This is a genomic window from uncultured Campylobacter sp. (genome assembly GCF_938040115.1).
In the GTDB taxonomy this organism is placed as follows: Bacteria; Campylobacterota; Campylobacteria; order Campylobacterales; family Campylobacteraceae; genus Campylobacter_A.
Genome location: NZ_CALHXD010000039.1, coordinates 1 through 15871, shown reverse-complemented (window position 1 = coordinate 15871; position 15871 = coordinate 1). Strand labels below are relative to the sequence as shown.

Sequence of the window (15871 nt, the reverse complement as noted above, 5' to 3'; positions counted from 1 at the left end):
CGTAGATTTTTACCATTTGAGATAGCACGCCTTCGCCCTCTTCGTTGATGCACAGGTCATCGGCCAGCACTACGCCAAACGGCTCGTCTCGCACGAGGATTTTGCCTGTGTGGATGGCGTTTCCTAGGCCTCTCATGCTCTCTTGACGCGTGAATGAAAACGTGCAGCGCGCCATTAGCTCTCTGATTTCGGTTAGCAGGTGTTCTTTGTTCGTGCCAGAGATTTGATGCTCTAGCTCGTAGCTGATATCAAAATAATCCTCCAGCGCGCGTTTGCCGCGACCGGTGATGAACGCCATGTTTTTCATGCCGGCCTCGAGCGCCTCGTCCACGCCGTAGTGAATGAGCGGCTTTGTCAGGATCGGCAGCATCTCTTTTGGTAGCGATTTGGTCGCAGGCAAAAATCTCGTGCCGTAGCCCGCAGCCGGAAATAAACAAGTTTGTATCATAATTTTCCTTTTGATTTTTTAGGAGATTATAGCGAGTTTTGGCTTATTTGGAGTATTAGGGGCGGTTTTGGGCGGTCAAATTTGACTAAATTTAAATTTTGCCGACCGAGACCCTAGTCTTGAAAATGTGAAATTTAACTCCATCAAATTTAAAAACAAAATTTTGCTCTTTCAAAATACGGGTCTCGGTGAGTAAAATTTAAAGTAAAGCCAAAAATAGGGCGCAAATTTATGAGTTTAAAATGCGCCGAATTTAACTAGTAAATTTGACCGCCAAGCGGCGGCAAATTTATATCCCTTTAAACGCTACTTTAGCGTTTTCTAGGTCGTTTGCGTCTGGGTGAGTTGCGGCTCTTGCCCATCTGGCTTCGCGCTCCGGAGTCACGGCGTAGCGCGGGTCGTTGGGTGCTGCTTCGCCCATTTTGCGTAGTTGCTCGATGACTTTTGGATCGATCGCGCCCTGGCAGTAAAACTCGCGTAAAATTTCATTTTCGCCCTCGCGTAGCACGACTTTTGCCTTTTCTAGGCAGTTCATCGCGTGCTCGTGCTCGGGATCCATGCCCAGCGTCATAAACAGGCCGACTTTTTTGCCCTTTATCTCGCGTAAAAAGCGTTTAAATTTAGGCTCGGCATCGCCCTTATCGACGTAAAATCCAAGCGCGATAAAGTCGTAGCCGTCCAAATTTAGGTGCAGATTCTCGCTAAATTTGACCGCTTCGCAGCCAAGCTCGTTTGCGATGGCAAGACCGACTTTCTCGGTATTTCCCGTCGCGCTCGTGTAGATAACTATTTTTTTCATTCAAAGTCCTTTTGTGAGATATTTGCTACTTCGGTGCCGATCGACATACCCCAAAATACGCCGTCCGTCGTGTAGTTTAAAAAGCCGTTTTCTATGTGCATATAGCCTTTGCTTTCGCATTTTTTGAAAAACTCCATTAGCGCGCTAAAGGTCTCATCGCTAACTAGGCTTTTAACCTGCGCGAGGTCGATTTTTGGGTACATAAAGAGGCTTTTTAGCCGTCCCTCGGCGCGCTGTTTATCGTCTACTTTGTTTATCATGCGCATTTTTTCTTTTGCGTTATAGATGTCGTAGTAGCCTAGCTTTCCGCCAGAGCCCCTACCTAACGGCAGGATATCGGCGCCCTCGTGGCTTAGGCGGATATACTGATAGCGGTCGCGGCCGATGCGGTTAAATTTAGTATGCTCTAGCACCTCGTAGTTGCCAGTGCCTAGCAGCTTTTCAAAGAAAGCGTTGTGCAGCTCGTGCTCGTAATTTACGTCGTAATAATCCTGCGACACGGTCTTTGCGAGTTCTGATTTTTCAAAAAGCTGAAGCGAATAAAAGCTCGTGCTGTCGATGTTTAGCTCATCGACTAGGCGGGCGTCTTCTAGCACCTCGTCTATCGTTTGCTCGGGGTAGTTAAATATAATATCCGTGCAAACCATGCCGCTAAAATTTTGCCTGATCATTTTTAGATGCTCTATCGCGCCTTTTTTGTCGTGGACGCGGTTTAGCAGCTTGCGGCCTTTGTCCGAAAATGTCTGCACGCCGATGCTAAAGCGGTTTACGCCTAGGCTTTCTAGTAGGCGCACTTTGCTCAAATTTAGATTATGCAGCGTGGTTTCTAGACTAAATTCGCAGTCGTCCGAGATATTAAAATTTGAGCGCAGAGCCGTGATAACCGGTTCTAGGTGCTTTTCTTTTAGTATCGTAGGAGTTCCGCCGCCAAAATAGACGCTGCGGATATCTTTAGCTTGCAGATACGGAAATTTACCGTATTTTTCGATCTCGCCCAGCAGATACTGCGTGTAGCTATCTAGCTCGTCTTCTAGCTTCGTGCGGTTCATCGAGCAAAACGAGCAGATATTATCGCAAAAAGGCACGTGGATGTAGATCACGCCGTCCTTTTGCGCGGGCAGCTCCTCGGTTAAAAATTTCTCGACCTCGGCGTTAGTCGCCATCTTTATCTTTTTAGGACGCGTCGGTCCGGCGTGCCCTTTTTGCCTGGTTTCAAACATCTATTCCTCCGTTTTGAACTCGTAAGGTTTGGTAATTATACAATTCGAAATATTTTTTAACGCTTTAATTTCTAACTCCTTTGTTATTTTCACCGCTTCGTCGTTAAAAATTTTATTTTTCCCGCGAACGGCTATTATCTTTATCTCTCCGTCAAATTTAAAATCAACCTCGACCTTAAATGTCCCGCTTAGCCGCAGCATGAGCGCTTTTTTGGGGTATTTGGCCTCGGGCTCGCGCGCCACGGTAAAGCCCACGCCCTCTTTGCACGCGTTTTGATCTTTTGCTTCGCCGCTATCTTGCGCGGCAGGCTGCTTTGCGGGGGCTAAATTTGAGCTAGGCAGCGAGCTTTGCTCGGCGGGTAAAATTTGACTCGGTGCTGGTGCTGGTTCAAATTTAGACTCCTCTTTTACCGTTTGCGCCTGCTTTGGCGAGATTTGCTTTTTTATTTTTGGCTTTGGGGGTTGCTTTTTCTCCTCCTTTGGCTTTTTGGGTTCCGGCTCTACCGGCTTTGGTTCTAAAATTTCGGGCTTGAGCTCGGGCTCGGGCTCAAATTTGACCGGCTCGGGCTGCGTTTCTTGCGGCCATTCCATAGGTTTTTCTAGCGGCTCCGCGCTTTGAGGCGGCACATACTCTCTAGTCTCTTTGCTGGGCTCTTCTTGGGTCAAATTTAGCTTTATCTTTATCGTTTCTTGCGGTTTTGCGCTCTCTATCTGGCGCGAGTTTAACGGCAAAAAAAGCAGAGCTAAATTTAAAACGAGCGAGACTAGAAAATAGCGCATTATTTGCTTAGCATCTCGTAAAATTTATCTACGGCTTCGCCTATGCGAGGCGTTCCTCTAAGTAGCATCGAGGAGGGTACGGTGAGCACTTTGCCGTTTTTTGCGGCGTTCGTTTTTTTAAGCACCGGATTTTGTTTTAGGAAATTTTCGCCATCCCCGCCCATGCCGCCGATAACGACGATGAAGTCCGGATTTTGCGATAAGATAAACTCGGTCGAGACGATCGGAGTAGAGCCTTCTACGTTATCGGCGATGTTTTTTAGTCCTAGTTTGTTAAAGATATCGCCCGGCAGCGTCTTTGAGCTAAAGCCCGTAAGCGGCGTCGATGAAAATACCGCGAGTATTTTTTTGCCCTTTACCTCGCTGTTTGCAAAAGAGTCGATTTTGGATTTTATCTCGTTTACGACTTCGCTCGCTTTTTGCTCTTTGCCCGTTACTTTGCCGATTTCTTCGATATTTTTGTAGATATCGCCGACGCTATCGGCTTTTAGCGTGAGGGTTTTTAGATTAAATTTAGCAAGGCTCTCGTTTACGTTTGCCGAGTGAAAGCTGGTGATAACAAGATCAGGCTTTAGCTCGACGATCTGCTCGATATTTGGCTTTGTGTACGTGCCTACGCTTTTTAGCTTTACGGTTTGATCCTCGGGCCAAATTTTAGAAAACTGAAGCGTAGCGATGGCCGCTAGCTGATCCTGCGCGCCTAGCATATAGACTATCTCTACGACCGAAGGGTCTAGCACGACTAGCTTTTTGGGCGCGTTTGCGGTTAAATTCGTCAAAAGACAACTGATGGCGAGTAAAAATGCCGCGACTTTTTTCATAGAAAATCCTTTCAAATTTTGATTTATACATTTATCGCTTTACGGGCACTACGAATGGCATGCCGTCGTGTTCTAAAATCTCGCAGTTTAGCCCGTAAATTTCATATAAAATTTCTTTCATATAAAGCTTCTTTGCCGTGCCTGTGTAGCGTATCTCGCCGTCTTTTAGCATCACGAGTTCGTCGCAAAACATAGCGGCTAAATTTAGATCGTGCAGCACGGCTACGGAGAGTAAATTTAGCTCTCTAGTCAAATCCTCGCAGATCTTTAACATCTGAACCCCGTAGTTTAGATCTAGCGCGCTCGTAGGCTCGTCAAGAAGCAAAATCTTTGGCTCGCTAACTAGCGCTCTAGCTAGCAGCACCCGCTGAAATTCGCCGCCGCTTAGGGAGTGGGCGCTGCGTTTAGCAAACCGCTCTACGTCAAGCAGGCGCATGATCTCGTAGGTTTTGGCTACGTCGTTTGCGTCATATCCGCTAAACTGGCTTTTTAGATGGCAAAAGCGCCCCGTTAGCACGATATCCTCGACCGTTAGAGGCATACTTAAAACCGTTTTTTGCGGCACGAAGCCTAAAATTTTAGCTAGCTCTTTTAGCGAATAATCCTCCAGCTTTTTGTTTTCTAGCGTGATCACGCCGCTATTTGGCGATAAAATTCTTAGGATATTTTTTAAAAGAGTAGATTTGCCGCAGCCGTTTGGGCCCAAAATGCCTACGAAACGACCGTTTTCAAGGCTTAAATTTACATTTTTTAGTATCTCTTTTTTGCCGTAGCTAAAGCATAGTTTTTCTACTTTCACCTTATATGCTCCTGCTTGAGCGGATAGCTAAAAATAGAAAAAACGGAGCGCCGAAAAACGCCGTAACTACGCCGATAGGCACCTCGGTCGGGCTTAGGACGCTTTTGCCTATCGTGTCGCAAGCTAGCAGGAAAAACCCGCCCGCAAAGGCGCTAATAGGTATCAAAACGATGTTGCTCGAGGTCCTTAGTATCATGCGCAGGGTATGCGGGATGATAAGCCCCACAAAGCCTATCATGCCCGTAAACGCGACCGAAAACGCCACGGCTAAGGATGAAACGATAAGTAGGCGTTTTTTCATCTTTTCTACGTCCACGCCTAGGCTTTGAGCCTCCTCGTCGCCGCTTAGGATGACGTTTAGCTCAAAACGTTTAAAGTAAAAATACGCCATAGATAGCACGAGAGGAACGCTGATGTAGGCGATCTTTTCCCAGTTTGCCGAGCCCACGTAGCCCATCATCCACGCTACTATCTTAAAACTATCCTCGCCGATGAGGTAGGTCGCAAAGCTCGTAAACGCACCCAAAAACGACGAAAACGCGATACCGATGATAAGAAGCGTGGCGATGGATTTGCCTTTTTTGGAGAGTTTAAAGATCAGCACCGAAAGTATCGCCGCGCTAAAAAATGCAAACACGCCGTAGTAAAAATCGGGAAGCTTTAAAAGATAAGCCGCCACGGCGCCAAAGGTCGCGGCGGAGGCGATACCGATGATGTAGGGATCGGCTAGCGGGTTTAAAAATACGCTTTGTACGACGACGCCAGAGCTTGCTAAAAGCATACCGATTAAAAAGGCCATTATGACGCGCGGCAAGCGGATTTCTAGCAGGATGGTTTCCTTTATCTCGTCTATCTCGCCGCCGCTTGCAAATTTGATTATATCTTGCCACGAGATATCGGCCCCGCCAAGACTAAGCGAAAATATAAAAAGCAGCGCCGTAAGCGCCGCCAAAACTGCCGTAACTCCGTTTTTAGTAGGCATACTTAAACTCTACGTAGTAGTTTCTTTCGTCGGCGGGCTCGTATATGTCCTCTAGCACGCTTTGATAGGAGTTGTATTTTTTGTTGAATAAATTTTTAACTCCCGCAGAGACTGAAAATCCGCCTTTAAATTTATACTTCGCCCCAAGATCTACTAGCGTTCTAGACACGGTTTGCGTCTCGTAGCCGGATATGTCCGTCACGCCCGAGTAGATCGCTCTTTTTAGCTTTGATAGGTATTTGACGTCAAGGAGTAAATTTAAATCCTTGATCGGCTCGTAGTCGATGCTAGCGACAAATTTGCTCTTTTGTACGGTCGGCACCTCCATGCCCTTGTTGCTACCTTTTTTAAATTCGGCTTTTACGTAGGAGAAGGTCTGGCTGGTTTTTAGATTGTCTAAAATTTGCTGCTCGGCGTAGAGCTCGGCTCCGTATCTCCTGACGTCGTCTAAATTTATAAAAAACCAGCCGTCGGTTATGTTATTTGTGAGCGTTCTGGTGTAGATTTCGTTTTTCGTATCGGTTAAAAACACGGTCGCGCTTATGAAATTATCATAGATCATATCTCTCACGCCAAGCTCGTAGGTTTGGTAGGTTTCGGATTTTAGATTATTTACTACGTAGTCGGTTCTGTTTGGCTTATCCACAAACTGAACGGGCGAGGGCGAGACGAATCCGCGCTCAAATTTAAAATAAACGTTGCCGGTGTCGGAGTATTTAAAGCTAGGCGTTATCTCAAAAGCGTGGTTGTCCGAGTTTTTCTTGCCTTTAAAGGACGAATCGCTAGTTATCGTTCGGCCAGGCGTCATGGCGACGACGGAGTGTGAGCGTCTATCCATGTCGTTTCTAGCTAGTTCAAGTCTATATCCCGCGCTCAAAGAAAACTGATCGGTAAAGTCGTGCTTTTCTAACACGTAAAACGAATGCGTTTTCTTTTCTACGTCAAATTTGGTCGTAACGTCGGCGCTTACCGTGATAGGTCCGCGTCTGCTCGTAGATTTCGAGAGTATAGATCTTTTGGCCTCTTGTCTTAAAAAATCGTAGCCGAATATAAAATCTCCGCTGCCGTAGCCGTATTTGCCCTTAAATTTAGCTCCGGCTTGTTTATCGGTTAGCCCTAGCGCTCCGCTGTCGCCGTCTTTGTAGACGCTATAGGAGTCCATGGTTAGTTTTTGATAATAAGGCGATAGGTTAAACGTCAGCGCGTCGTTTAAATTTATAGAGTAGTCGGCGTTTACGCTAACTCTTTTGTTTAGATAGTCGGTTTTACTTGATCCCGCTTGTCTTCTATCCTTCTCTAGCTGAGCTTTGCTTAGGGCGCCGGTGGTGCGGCTTTTGTCTTTAAAATAGCTTGAGTTTATAGATAGCGCCTGATCGTCCGTTATCTGATAGGTTAGGCCGCCCGAGACGTAGTCTTCTTTGGTTTTATCTCCGCGTCTATAGCCGTTTGAGTCCGATTTTTTTGCGTTTAGTTTTAAAGATAGCGCGTCCGTTACTCCGCCGCCGACGTTTAGGGATACGTCTTTATAGGAGTAGGAGGCGAGCTTGCTAGAGACGCCCGCGTAAAATTTCTTTTTGCTTTTTTTGGTGATGATATTTATCACGCCTCCCATGGTGCCGCTGCCGTATAGCACGGTGCCGCCTCCCGGGACTATCTCTATCCTATCTACGTCCTCGATAGGTATCATATCTACGGGGATCCTAGTAGGCGTAGTGTCGATCATGTTTAGCGCGACGCCGTCCACCATCACCTTTACGGTCGTGGTCGATCTGGCCGACGAGCTCCTTCTGGAGCCTTGTCCGCGCATATCTACGTTGTTGCCGTTTAGGCTGACGCCCGGAGCTTTTTCTAGCGCTTCTTTGATATCGCGGTATCCTCGATCCTCTATCTCTTTGGCGGTTATTACCGTTACGTTTCTAACCTCGTCTTTTAGCGCGCTCTCAAAGCCAGTCGTGGTTATGACGGTGGCGTCTAGTCTAGTGGAGCTATCCTCCGCGGCGTATAAATTTATGCTCGCTATCAGCGAAAGCGCGATAGCTCCTTGGCTTGATTTAGCAATCATAGTTGTTCTCCTTGGTTAAATTTACAGGGAGATAAAAACGGGTTCATTTTCTATCCTTTCGGCTTTTTCTTGATATTTAGCTCGACGTTTTGCGTGCCGCTATCTTTTAAAATAGAGATCAAATTTACGACCTCGCCGTAGTTTATCGCTTCATCGGCGTTTAGTTTGACGCTCTCTCTTTGCTTTGGGGTTAAATTTGCGATTTGAGCGGCTAGATCTGCTAAATTTAAGCTTTTTTGCTCGCCGTTTATACTCAAAAGCACTTCGCCGTTAAGTAGATAAAAAACCTCGACGTTTTTGGTATCTTTTTCGTCCAAATTTGACGCGCTTTGGGGCAGGGCGATGTCGATGTGGGCAAATTTGTTAAAAGAGGTCGTGACCATAAAAAATAGCAAAAGCACAAATATCACGTCGATCAAATTTAACATCGAGATGCCGGCGTATCTGGATTTATCTCTGCGGACATACTTCACAGCTTCTCCTTTCAAAACTGCGGCCAAACAGGCTCATAATGCGGTTTAGGTCGTTTAGGATGAAATCTATTTTCTTGCTAATCATGAGAAAAAATATCACGCAAGGAATCGCCACTATAAGCCCAAAAGCCGTCGTATAAAGTGCCTCGGAGATACCGACCGCAACGAGCGGAGCATCCACTCCGCCGCTAAGTCCGCTAAAGGCCTTTATCATGCCAACTATGGTGCCAAGCAGGCCTAGCTGCGGGCTCGCGCTCGCGCAAAGCCCCAGTATCCACGTGCGCCGCTCAAGCGAGGTTAGCTGCATGGATACGGCCTCCTCGGCGATGTAGTCGATCTGCGTTTTGCTAGCGCCTTCGCCTAAATTTTCCACGACGAAAAGCGCGGTTTTGGCAAGCGAGTTTTTGTAGCTTTTGCAAAATTCTTTGATTTTTGCGTAGTCGCCTTCTAAAATGAGATTGCAAAGCTTGATCTTAAACGAACTAGTCGCGTCTATCTCGGTAAATAAAAAATACGCTCCCTTTTCAAGAAGCACCGCGATACCGAGCACCGAGAGGCAAAATATCGGCCACATAAATATACCGCCGACTTCTATATACTCAAACATTTTAATCCTAATATTAATTATCAAAAGCGGTTTATTATACCGCTGCTATCATTAATCGGTAATAAAATTTGACGGTATTTCATAACGTTAGATAACAAAATCCAAATAACATTTCGCAGAGAAACAGAGCGTCCAAAAAGGCAAATTTAGGACACAAAGCCCTAAATTTAGCGGTTTAGTAGGTGTACTTAAACTCTACGTAGTAGTTTCTCTCGTTTGCCGGGCTATACTCGTAGATACCGGTTTGGTTGTTTTTGCCTTGGTAGTCGTAGTATTTTTTGTTAAAGAGATTTTTTACGCCCCCTGTTATGCCAAATCCGTTTTTAAATTTATACGAAACGCCTGCGTCCACGATGCTGCGAGATGAGATGTTGTCGTAGTTTAAGTCCTTTTTCTTTGAGTAAAATTTATAGTCCGCAAACACGTGCAAGTCGCTCACGATCTCGTAGTCCGCGCCGAATATAAATTTGTGTTTTGAGACGTAGGGCACCTCTTTGCCGGCGTTATCGCCTTTTTTGATCGTGGCGTTTACGTAGGCGTAGGACTGGCTTAAAATCAGCCTATCAAAGAGATTTTGCCTGCTAAAAAACTCAAATCCGTATCGTCTAGTTTTTGCGATGTTGTAGTATTTCCAAGCGTCACCGTGGTTGGCTCCAAGCTCGGCATAGGCTATCTCGTCGCTAGTGTCGGTTAAAAACACTGTAGCGTTTACCGGCATGCTTGCGACGTGATCTTTTAGCCCGATCTCGTAGGTGTTAAATTTTTCCGATTTTAGGTCGTTAAATTTGTACTGCTTAGTCACCTGATCTTTGTCGGCTAGCTGAGAAGGCGAGGGCGAGATGTAGCCGCGCTCAAATTTAAAATATACGTTTCCGGTGTCGGAGTATCTGAAATTTGGCGTAAACTCAAACGCGTGGTTGTCGATATCTCTGCCGTCGCTTATGGCGTTGTAGCTGGTCATCGGAGGAAAAGGTATGCTGTTTCTAAAGCCCTTCATATCTAAAACCCTTCTAGCCTCGTACTGCGCGCGCTCAAATCTATACCCAAGGCTTAGATCAAAAACCTGCGTAAATTTATGCTTTTCCATAAAATAAAGTGCGTGCGTGGTCTTTTGTAGATCAAGCGTCGTGTCGTGCTTTAGGCTTATCACGGGCGATGTTTTACCTCGTAGTGCGACTCTCTATCGCCTTTGTTTTGCTCGTAGTCGTAGCCAAAGATAAACTCGCCACTGCCGTAGTCAAGCTTGTTTTTAAAATTTACGCCGTATTTTTTATCGCCGAAAAGTCCTTGCGACGGATAGCGCACGCCGCGAGCCGACTCGGTCGAGGAGGTTTTGATTTTGATTTTTTGATAATACGGCATCAAATTTACCGAGTAAAAGTCGTTAAATTTCCCCTCGTAAACGGCGCTAACGCCGATTTTCTCGTTTTCAAAGAGCTTTGTTAGGCCGTTATTTGCATTTTGCCTGCGGTTTTGCGAGACTTGATCTTGGGTTAGGGTGCCCGGATCGTTCCTTTTTGATTTAAATATGCTAGGCGTCAAATTTAGTGAGTGAGAGTCGTTAAATTTGTAGTTTAGCCCGCCGCTTAGGTAGTTTTGCACTCCTTGTAGTCGTGTCTGTAGCCTTTTTGACCGAAGGCCTTGTCGCTAAATTTTAAAAACAGATCCTCGCTCACGTTTCCGCCGACGGTGGCTGCGGCGTCGCGGTAGCTATACGAGCCTATCTTGGAGCTCACGTTTGCGAAAAAATCTCGCGGCTTTTGCTTGGTGATGATATTTACCACGCCGCCTCTAGTGCCGCTGCCGTAGAGCACGGCTCCGCCTCCCGGCATCACTTTGACCTGCTCGATGTCCTCGATCGCGATCATCTCAAGCGGTATGATGCCGTGCGCCGCATCGACCATATTCATCGGCACTCCGTTTAGCATAACTTTTACGGCCATAGTCGGCATCGCGCCGTCTCCGCGCATATCTATGTTTTCGCCTAGGCTTGAGGTACTGACGAAATCGACGCTAGGGATCTTTTCTACGAGCTCTTTTACCGAGCGGTAGCCGTAGGCCTCGACGTCTGCTTTGGTTACGACGAATATATTTCTAGTCTCTTCTTTTAGCGCGCTTTCAAAACCCGTCGCCGTTACTATGGCGGCATCTAGCGTGACGTTTTGGGTTTGCGTGTTTAGGCTTGCGGCTGCAGCTAGCGACAAAAGTATAAATTTGCCGCCTTGCGCGTTTGATCTTTTTTACTCATTTTAACTCTCTTCGGTTTTATCATAATTAATAATGATAAAAATTTTCGTTATTCTACTGTTTTTGGTATTAATTAATAATAAAAATCAATTCTTATAATTTTGATTTACGATTATAGCGACGCTCGAGAGATTTTAGATTTAGTTTTACGGACGATGTTGTGCGTTTAAATCGTGAAATTTAAAGGCCGAATTTGAAAGGTTTTAAAATAAATTTGAAGTGGAGTAAATTTGAGAGTTAAATTTGACATAGAAGCAAGCTAAATTTGCGCTCCTGCTAATGGAGCAGAGGAGGTTTACCCCTCCATGCTGTTTACGACGTTTATGACCTCGTCGCGTAGGCTCTCGACCGTTAGCTCGGCTTTTTTCTCAAACGGTACGAAGACCTCGCCCTCGTCGCAGGCGATATGCATGCCGTCCTCGGTGATATCGGTCATTTTGACGTTTTGCGGGTTCGTAAAGCCGCCAAATTTCGCGCACATATCCTCTGTAAGGCCGATGAAATTATCATTCATCATACCTAGCGCCATCTCTTTGGCTTCTCTTGCTTCCTCGCTTAGCTGCATTATGTCTCCTTGTTTAAAATGATATCCGTTATTTTAACCGTTTTTAGCTGAATTTTAGCCCTTAATGAGCGCGATTTGCCCGTTTCGTATCTCGTAAATTTTATCCGCCGCGTCAAAGTACGCATCGTCGTGACTGATCGCAAAAACAGTATAGCCTTGCGCCTTTAGCTCCGGCAAAAACTCCGTGTAAAAATGCCGCCTAAACTCGGGGTCTTGATCAGCCGCCCACTCGTCAAGGATCAAAAATTTGCGCTTTTCAAGCAGCGCCGCGACCATAGCGAGGCGCTTTTTCTGGCCTTGAGAGAGATTTAGCGTGCTAAATTTTCCGTCCTTGACGCTTACTTTATTTTCTATCGACATCTTTTTTAGTAGCCCCTCTATCAGTGCTTCATCCTCGCTCATCACTTCGTCAAAGAGATAAAAGTCGCTAAACACCGCGCTGATCGTGTTTGCGTAGCTTTTTAAATTTGACTCGGTGATTTTGGTATCATCTGCAAACATCTCGCCGCTTTTTGGCGCTAAAAGCCCCGCTAAAATCATAAATAGCGTGCTTTTGCCGCTACCGTTTTTACCGATCAAAAATACCGTTTCGCCGCGTCCGATCTCTAAATTTATATCTTTTAGCGCAAATTCGCTCCCCTCGTCGTAGGCGAAATTTATATCTTTTAGGCGCAGTTTTTGCCAAATTTGCGGAGCCGTCTCACCCAGTTCAAACTCCGGCTCAAAGGGCGCTAGGTCAAGCTTTTTTAGCCGCTCGTAGGCGATGCGCGCGCGAAAGACGCTAGGCACCGAGTAAAGCAGCATCATGAGAGGCGCTCGCAAAAAAAGTATCGCCAAGGCCACCGTGATCGCGTCTTGCAGGCTCGCGGCATCGTAGGCTAGGCAAAAATATATCTCGATGCCCACGGCGCCCAGCATCACGGTGTTTAGCCAGTTGCTCATAAAGGATTGATGGATCTCGGCTTTTACGATATTTGTGCGCAGGCTTTTTGCGTTTGGGATAAAGCGGTCCCAAAAAAGCCGCTTCGCGCGGGCTAAATTTAAGCTAAGCTCCCTATGCCCCTCGATGCAGGTCTGGTAGTCGCGATATAGCGCATCCTCGCCGTTACGGCATTGTTCGTAGTATTTGTGGATATTTTTGATGAAGCATCGGCAAATCCATGTCGCTGCGCTCATCCAAAGCACCAAAAACACGAAAATCTCGGCCGAGATAAACAGCACGTAAGCGCCCGTCGCGCCGATGATGAGCACGCCTTGGACGATGCTTGGCACTTGCATAAAGCCGTCTGTTAGGCTGCGCACGTCGCTTGAGAGCGAGGCGATCAAATTCGACTTGCCGGCGGCTACGATTTTTTGATTTGCGGTATCGAGTATCCTTTTTATCGTTTTAGTTCGCAGCTCGTAGACAAAATCATTGCCAATCACGCTAAGAGCGATGCGTGAAAGTACCGAAAAGCCCAAAAACAAAATCAAAAGCGCAAAAAATGCGAGCAAAATTTGAGCGTCTTGTTCTTTTAAATTTAAGAGGTATTTGTTGATAAAGGCTAGTATTAAGATCCCAGAACCGCTAAAAACGGCGCTAGATACGATCATGGCAATGATTTGCCAAAGCGTTTTTTTTGAGATTTTTTTAAACATTTTCATTCTTTTTTGAGAGCTTATTTCATTTTAGCCGCCATTTTATAAGAATATTTTTAAAATTTCGCTAAAATCGGGCTTTATTTAAAGGAGAAAATTGCAAACGGTTTTGCGGGTCGTATCGACCAAAACTGAAGCCAAAAAATCGACGTTTTTATGTTTTTTGTGCCCGATTTGCGAGTTTAAAGCCTTGCACGAGCGCCTAAAGGCCGAGCATCCAAAGGCCGCGCACGTCGTGTGGGCGCTGCGCGAGCGAAACGGCTACGGCCAGATAGTGGAAAATCAAAGCGACGACGGCGAGCCAAAGGGCACGAGCGGGCAACCCTCGCTAAACGCGCTTAGAGGCGCCCAGCTCGTAAACTCGGGCGCGCTAATAGTTCGGTATTTTGGCGGGATAAAGCTTGGCACGGGCGGACTCGTGCGAGCTTACGGCGCAGCGGTAAATGCGGCGATAGATGAGGCCGCGGGCTGCGGCGCGCTGGCTAAATTTGAGATAAAATCGCTTTGCGTGTTTTTTACGCCATACGTGCTTGGCTCGCGCTTTGAGCACTATTTTGAAAAGCGAAATTTGAGCTTTGAACGCGAATTTAACGAGGAGGGCGCTATCTGGCGGGCGGAGTTTAACAGCGCCGAATTTGACGAATTTCAGGCATTTGCGAGCGGGTTTGAGCAGGAGGGGTTTAAATTTTACGCCTTGCCGTTAGCCGCGAAAGGGTAAATCAAGAGGCGAAATTCACGTTGGGTTTAGAGTGGGCGGTTATAATTTCGCTGATTTTGGCTAAGGCTCGTCTCGTGAGTGCTTTTGAGAGAGATTTGAAATTTTAAGTCTGTGGCAGACTACTTGTCTAGCCTTGACTTAAAATTTCTACACAACTCTCAAAATCATCTCACGATACTTCGCCTTATCGTTTTACGTTCAAATTTGAAGTCAAATATTTTACTCGCCGAGACCCGTACCGCGAAAGTGCTAAATTTAAACCTGCGACGCGTAAGCGTCAAATTTAAACCTGCACGTAGTGCAGCAACTTCTCACGTCGTAGGGGTTGGGGGATTGTTAAGGGGGAAGGGAGCGACCTCGTAATTCAAGCCCCTTCCACCTTAATAAGAAAGATTAAATTTAATGTACAATGCTAAATTTAACCAAACCAAATTTAGCGTTTTCGCGGTACGGGTCTCGGTGCGTAAAATGCAAAACCGTCAAATTTGAAGTCAAATTTGCCCGGATCAAATTTAGTCTAAAATTTAAGCCAAAAGGAGCAAAAATGCTTGGCAAAACGTTAAAAACAGCAGGAATAGTCGGCGCTTTAGCGCTATTTTTAGGTATATTTTTAAATTTACAAGGAGAACAGATGAAACATGAAACAAAAGAGCCTGTGGTCGCGAACAAAACGATCGTGCTAGCGGGCGGGTGCTTTTGGGGCACGGAGGCCTATCTAAAGCAGCTTTCGGGCGTGGTTAGCACCTACACGGGCTACGCAAACTCAAAGGTGCCAAATCCTAGCTACGAGCAGGTCTGCACGGGCGATACGAACGCCGCCGAGGCCGTCTGGGTCGAATATGACGAGTACGTGATTGACCTGCTGCATTTGCTCAAATTTTACTTTAAAACTATCGATCCCACTAGCCTAAACAAACAAGGCGGCGACCGCGGCACGCAGTACCGTACGGGCATTTACTACACCGATTCGGCGGACGAGCCGGCGATCAGAGCCTTTATATCCGAGCAACAAAAAAACTACAAAGCGCCCATCGTAACGGAGGTCGCGCCGCTAGAAAATATCTACAAAGCCGAGGAGTATCATCAGGATTATCTGGACAAAAACCCGCACGGATACTGCCACGTGACCTTTGAGAGCCTGCCTAAAAAGGGCGAAATTTTGAGCGACAAAAAGCGCGATATGAAGCAAAATTTGCAAAACTACAAAAACAAAGACGACGTAATGCTAAAAAATGAGCTAAGCGCCATCTCATACGACGTCGTAAAGCACGCCGCGACAGAGCGCCCGCACAGCAGCGAGCTAAACGCCGAGGAGCGCATCGGTATCTACGTCGATATCACAAACGGTCAGCCGCTTTTTAGCTCGTACGATAAATTTGACGCGGGCTGCGGGTGGCCGAGCTTTACTAAGCCGATAGATGCTAGCCTGATCGCCGAAAAGTCCGATCTATCGCACGGCATGGTGCGCACCGAGGTCAAAACCGCGATGTCGGATTCGCACTTGGGGCATGTATTTGACGACGGTCCGCGCGACAAAGGAGGGCTAAGATACTGCATCAACGGCGCTGCGCTGAGGTTTGTGCCGAAGGATGAGATGGAGAAGCAGGGGTATGGGTATTTGATACCGTATCTTGACGCGCAGTATTCTAAAAAATAGCGGCTTGTCTTTTGAGCGCTTTTTGCGGATTTTGTTAAAATTTGACTCGATAGGC

Annotated in this window: 17 protein-coding genes; 2 read left to right on the top strand and 15 right to left on the bottom strand. The window is 46.5% G+C overall.

Translation table 11 applies throughout. From position 1 onward, the window contains the following. From Q0314_RS01655 to Q0314_RS01585, 15 genes are all read right to left on the bottom strand, one after another. Nucleotides 1–448 (bottom strand): sugar phosphate nucleotidyltransferase (locus tag Q0314_RS01655; RefSeq protein WP_298055809.1); only part of this gene is annotated, 448 nt, incomplete at its 3' end. A gap of 289 nt (nucleotides 449–737) precedes the next feature. Continuing rightward, complete coding sequence (locus Q0314_RS01650; RefSeq protein ID WP_298055806.1) at nucleotides 738–1247, bottom strand: flavodoxin family protein; 510 nt, start codon at nucleotides 1245–1247, stop codon at nucleotides 738–740. Next, nucleotides 1244–2467 (bottom strand): radical SAM protein, encoded by a 1224-nt coding sequence (locus Q0314_RS01645; protein ID WP_298055803.1) that lies wholly within the window; start codon nucleotides 2465–2467, stop codon nucleotides 1244–1246. Before Q0314_RS01645 ends, Q0314_RS01650 begins: the two co-directional genes overlap by 4 nt. Further along, the gene (locus Q0314_RS01640; protein ID WP_298055800.1) at nucleotides 2468–3247 is read right to left on the bottom strand and encodes an energy transducer TonB; all 780 of its coding nucleotides are present in this window, start codon (nucleotides 3245–3247) and stop codon (nucleotides 2468–2470) included. It lies immediately after the preceding gene. After that, nucleotides 3247–4068, bottom strand: a complete 822-nt coding sequence (locus tag Q0314_RS01635) for an ABC transporter substrate-binding protein (RefSeq protein ID WP_298055797.1) — start codon at nucleotides 4066–4068, stop codon at nucleotides 3247–3249. The genes Q0314_RS01640 and Q0314_RS01635 overlap by 1 nt, the downstream gene beginning before the upstream one ends. 31 nt (nucleotides 4069–4099) lie before the next feature. Further along, entirely contained in the window at nucleotides 4100–4867 is a 768-nt protein-coding gene (locus tag Q0314_RS01630; protein WP_298055794.1) for an ABC transporter ATP-binding protein, read from the bottom strand. A 1-nt stretch (nucleotide 4868) separates the two neighbouring features. Further along, a complete protein-coding gene (locus Q0314_RS01625) occupies nucleotides 4869–5849 on the bottom strand; it encodes an iron ABC transporter permease (protein ID WP_298055792.1) in 981 nt (326 codons plus the stop codon). Further along, nucleotides 5839–7911 (bottom strand): TonB-dependent receptor, encoded by a 2073-nt coding sequence (locus Q0314_RS01620; RefSeq protein WP_298055790.1) that lies wholly within the window; start codon nucleotides 7909–7911, stop codon nucleotides 5839–5841. The genes Q0314_RS01625 and Q0314_RS01620 overlap by 11 nt, the downstream gene beginning before the upstream one ends. Before the next feature lie 50 nt (nucleotides 7912–7961). Then, entirely contained in the window at nucleotides 7962–8384 is a 423-nt protein-coding gene (locus Q0314_RS01615) for a biopolymer transporter ExbD (protein ID WP_298055787.1), read from the bottom strand. After that, nucleotides 8362–8991, bottom strand: a complete 630-nt coding sequence (locus Q0314_RS01610; protein ID WP_297940350.1) for a MotA/TolQ/ExbB proton channel family protein — start codon at nucleotides 8989–8991, stop codon at nucleotides 8362–8364. The genes Q0314_RS01615 and Q0314_RS01610 overlap by 23 nt, the downstream gene beginning before the upstream one ends. A 175-nt stretch (nucleotides 8992–9166) precedes the next feature. Continuing rightward, nucleotides 9167–10141, bottom strand: a complete 975-nt coding sequence (locus tag Q0314_RS01605) for a TonB-dependent receptor (protein ID WP_298055785.1) — start codon at nucleotides 10139–10141, stop codon at nucleotides 9167–9169. After that, on the bottom strand, nucleotides 10138–10593 hold the full coding sequence (locus Q0314_RS01600) for a hypothetical protein (protein WP_298055782.1): 456 nt from the start codon (nucleotides 10591–10593) through the stop codon (nucleotides 10138–10140). Before Q0314_RS01600 ends, Q0314_RS01605 begins: the two co-directional genes overlap by 4 nt. After that, nucleotides 10578–11195, bottom strand: coding sequence for a TonB-dependent receptor plug domain-containing protein (locus tag Q0314_RS01595; protein ID WP_298055779.1), 618 nt, complete (start codon nucleotides 11193–11195; stop codon nucleotides 10578–10580). Before Q0314_RS01595 ends, Q0314_RS01600 begins: the two co-directional genes overlap by 16 nt. A 338-nt stretch (nucleotides 11196–11533) precedes the next feature. Beyond that, nucleotides 11534–11803: a DUF2470 domain-containing protein gene (locus Q0314_RS01590; RefSeq protein WP_122867267.1), complete on the bottom strand. Its 270-nt coding sequence runs from the start codon at nucleotides 11801–11803 to the stop codon at nucleotides 11534–11536. 54 nt (nucleotides 11804–11857) lie between these two features. Then, a complete protein-coding gene (locus Q0314_RS01585) occupies nucleotides 11858–13441 on the bottom strand; it encodes a cyclic peptide export ABC transporter (protein WP_298055775.1) in 1584 nt (527 codons plus the stop codon). A gap of 97 nt (nucleotides 13442–13538) precedes the next feature. On the opposite strand from Q0314_RS01585, the gene Q0314_RS01580 reads away from it, so the two are divergent. Beyond that, complete coding sequence (locus tag Q0314_RS01580; protein WP_298055771.1) at nucleotides 13539–14159, top strand: YigZ family protein; 621 nt, start codon at nucleotides 13539–13541, stop codon at nucleotides 14157–14159. Between the two features lie 544 nt (nucleotides 14160–14703). Beyond that, nucleotides 14704–15816 carry a peptide-methionine (S)-S-oxide reductase MsrA gene (gene msrA / locus Q0314_RS01575; protein ID WP_298055770.1) on the top strand — a complete coding sequence of 371 codons (1113 nt, stop codon included), beginning with the start codon at nucleotides 14704–14706 and terminating at the stop codon, nucleotides 15814–15816. The last annotated feature ends 55 nt before the right edge of the window (nucleotides 15817–15871 follow it).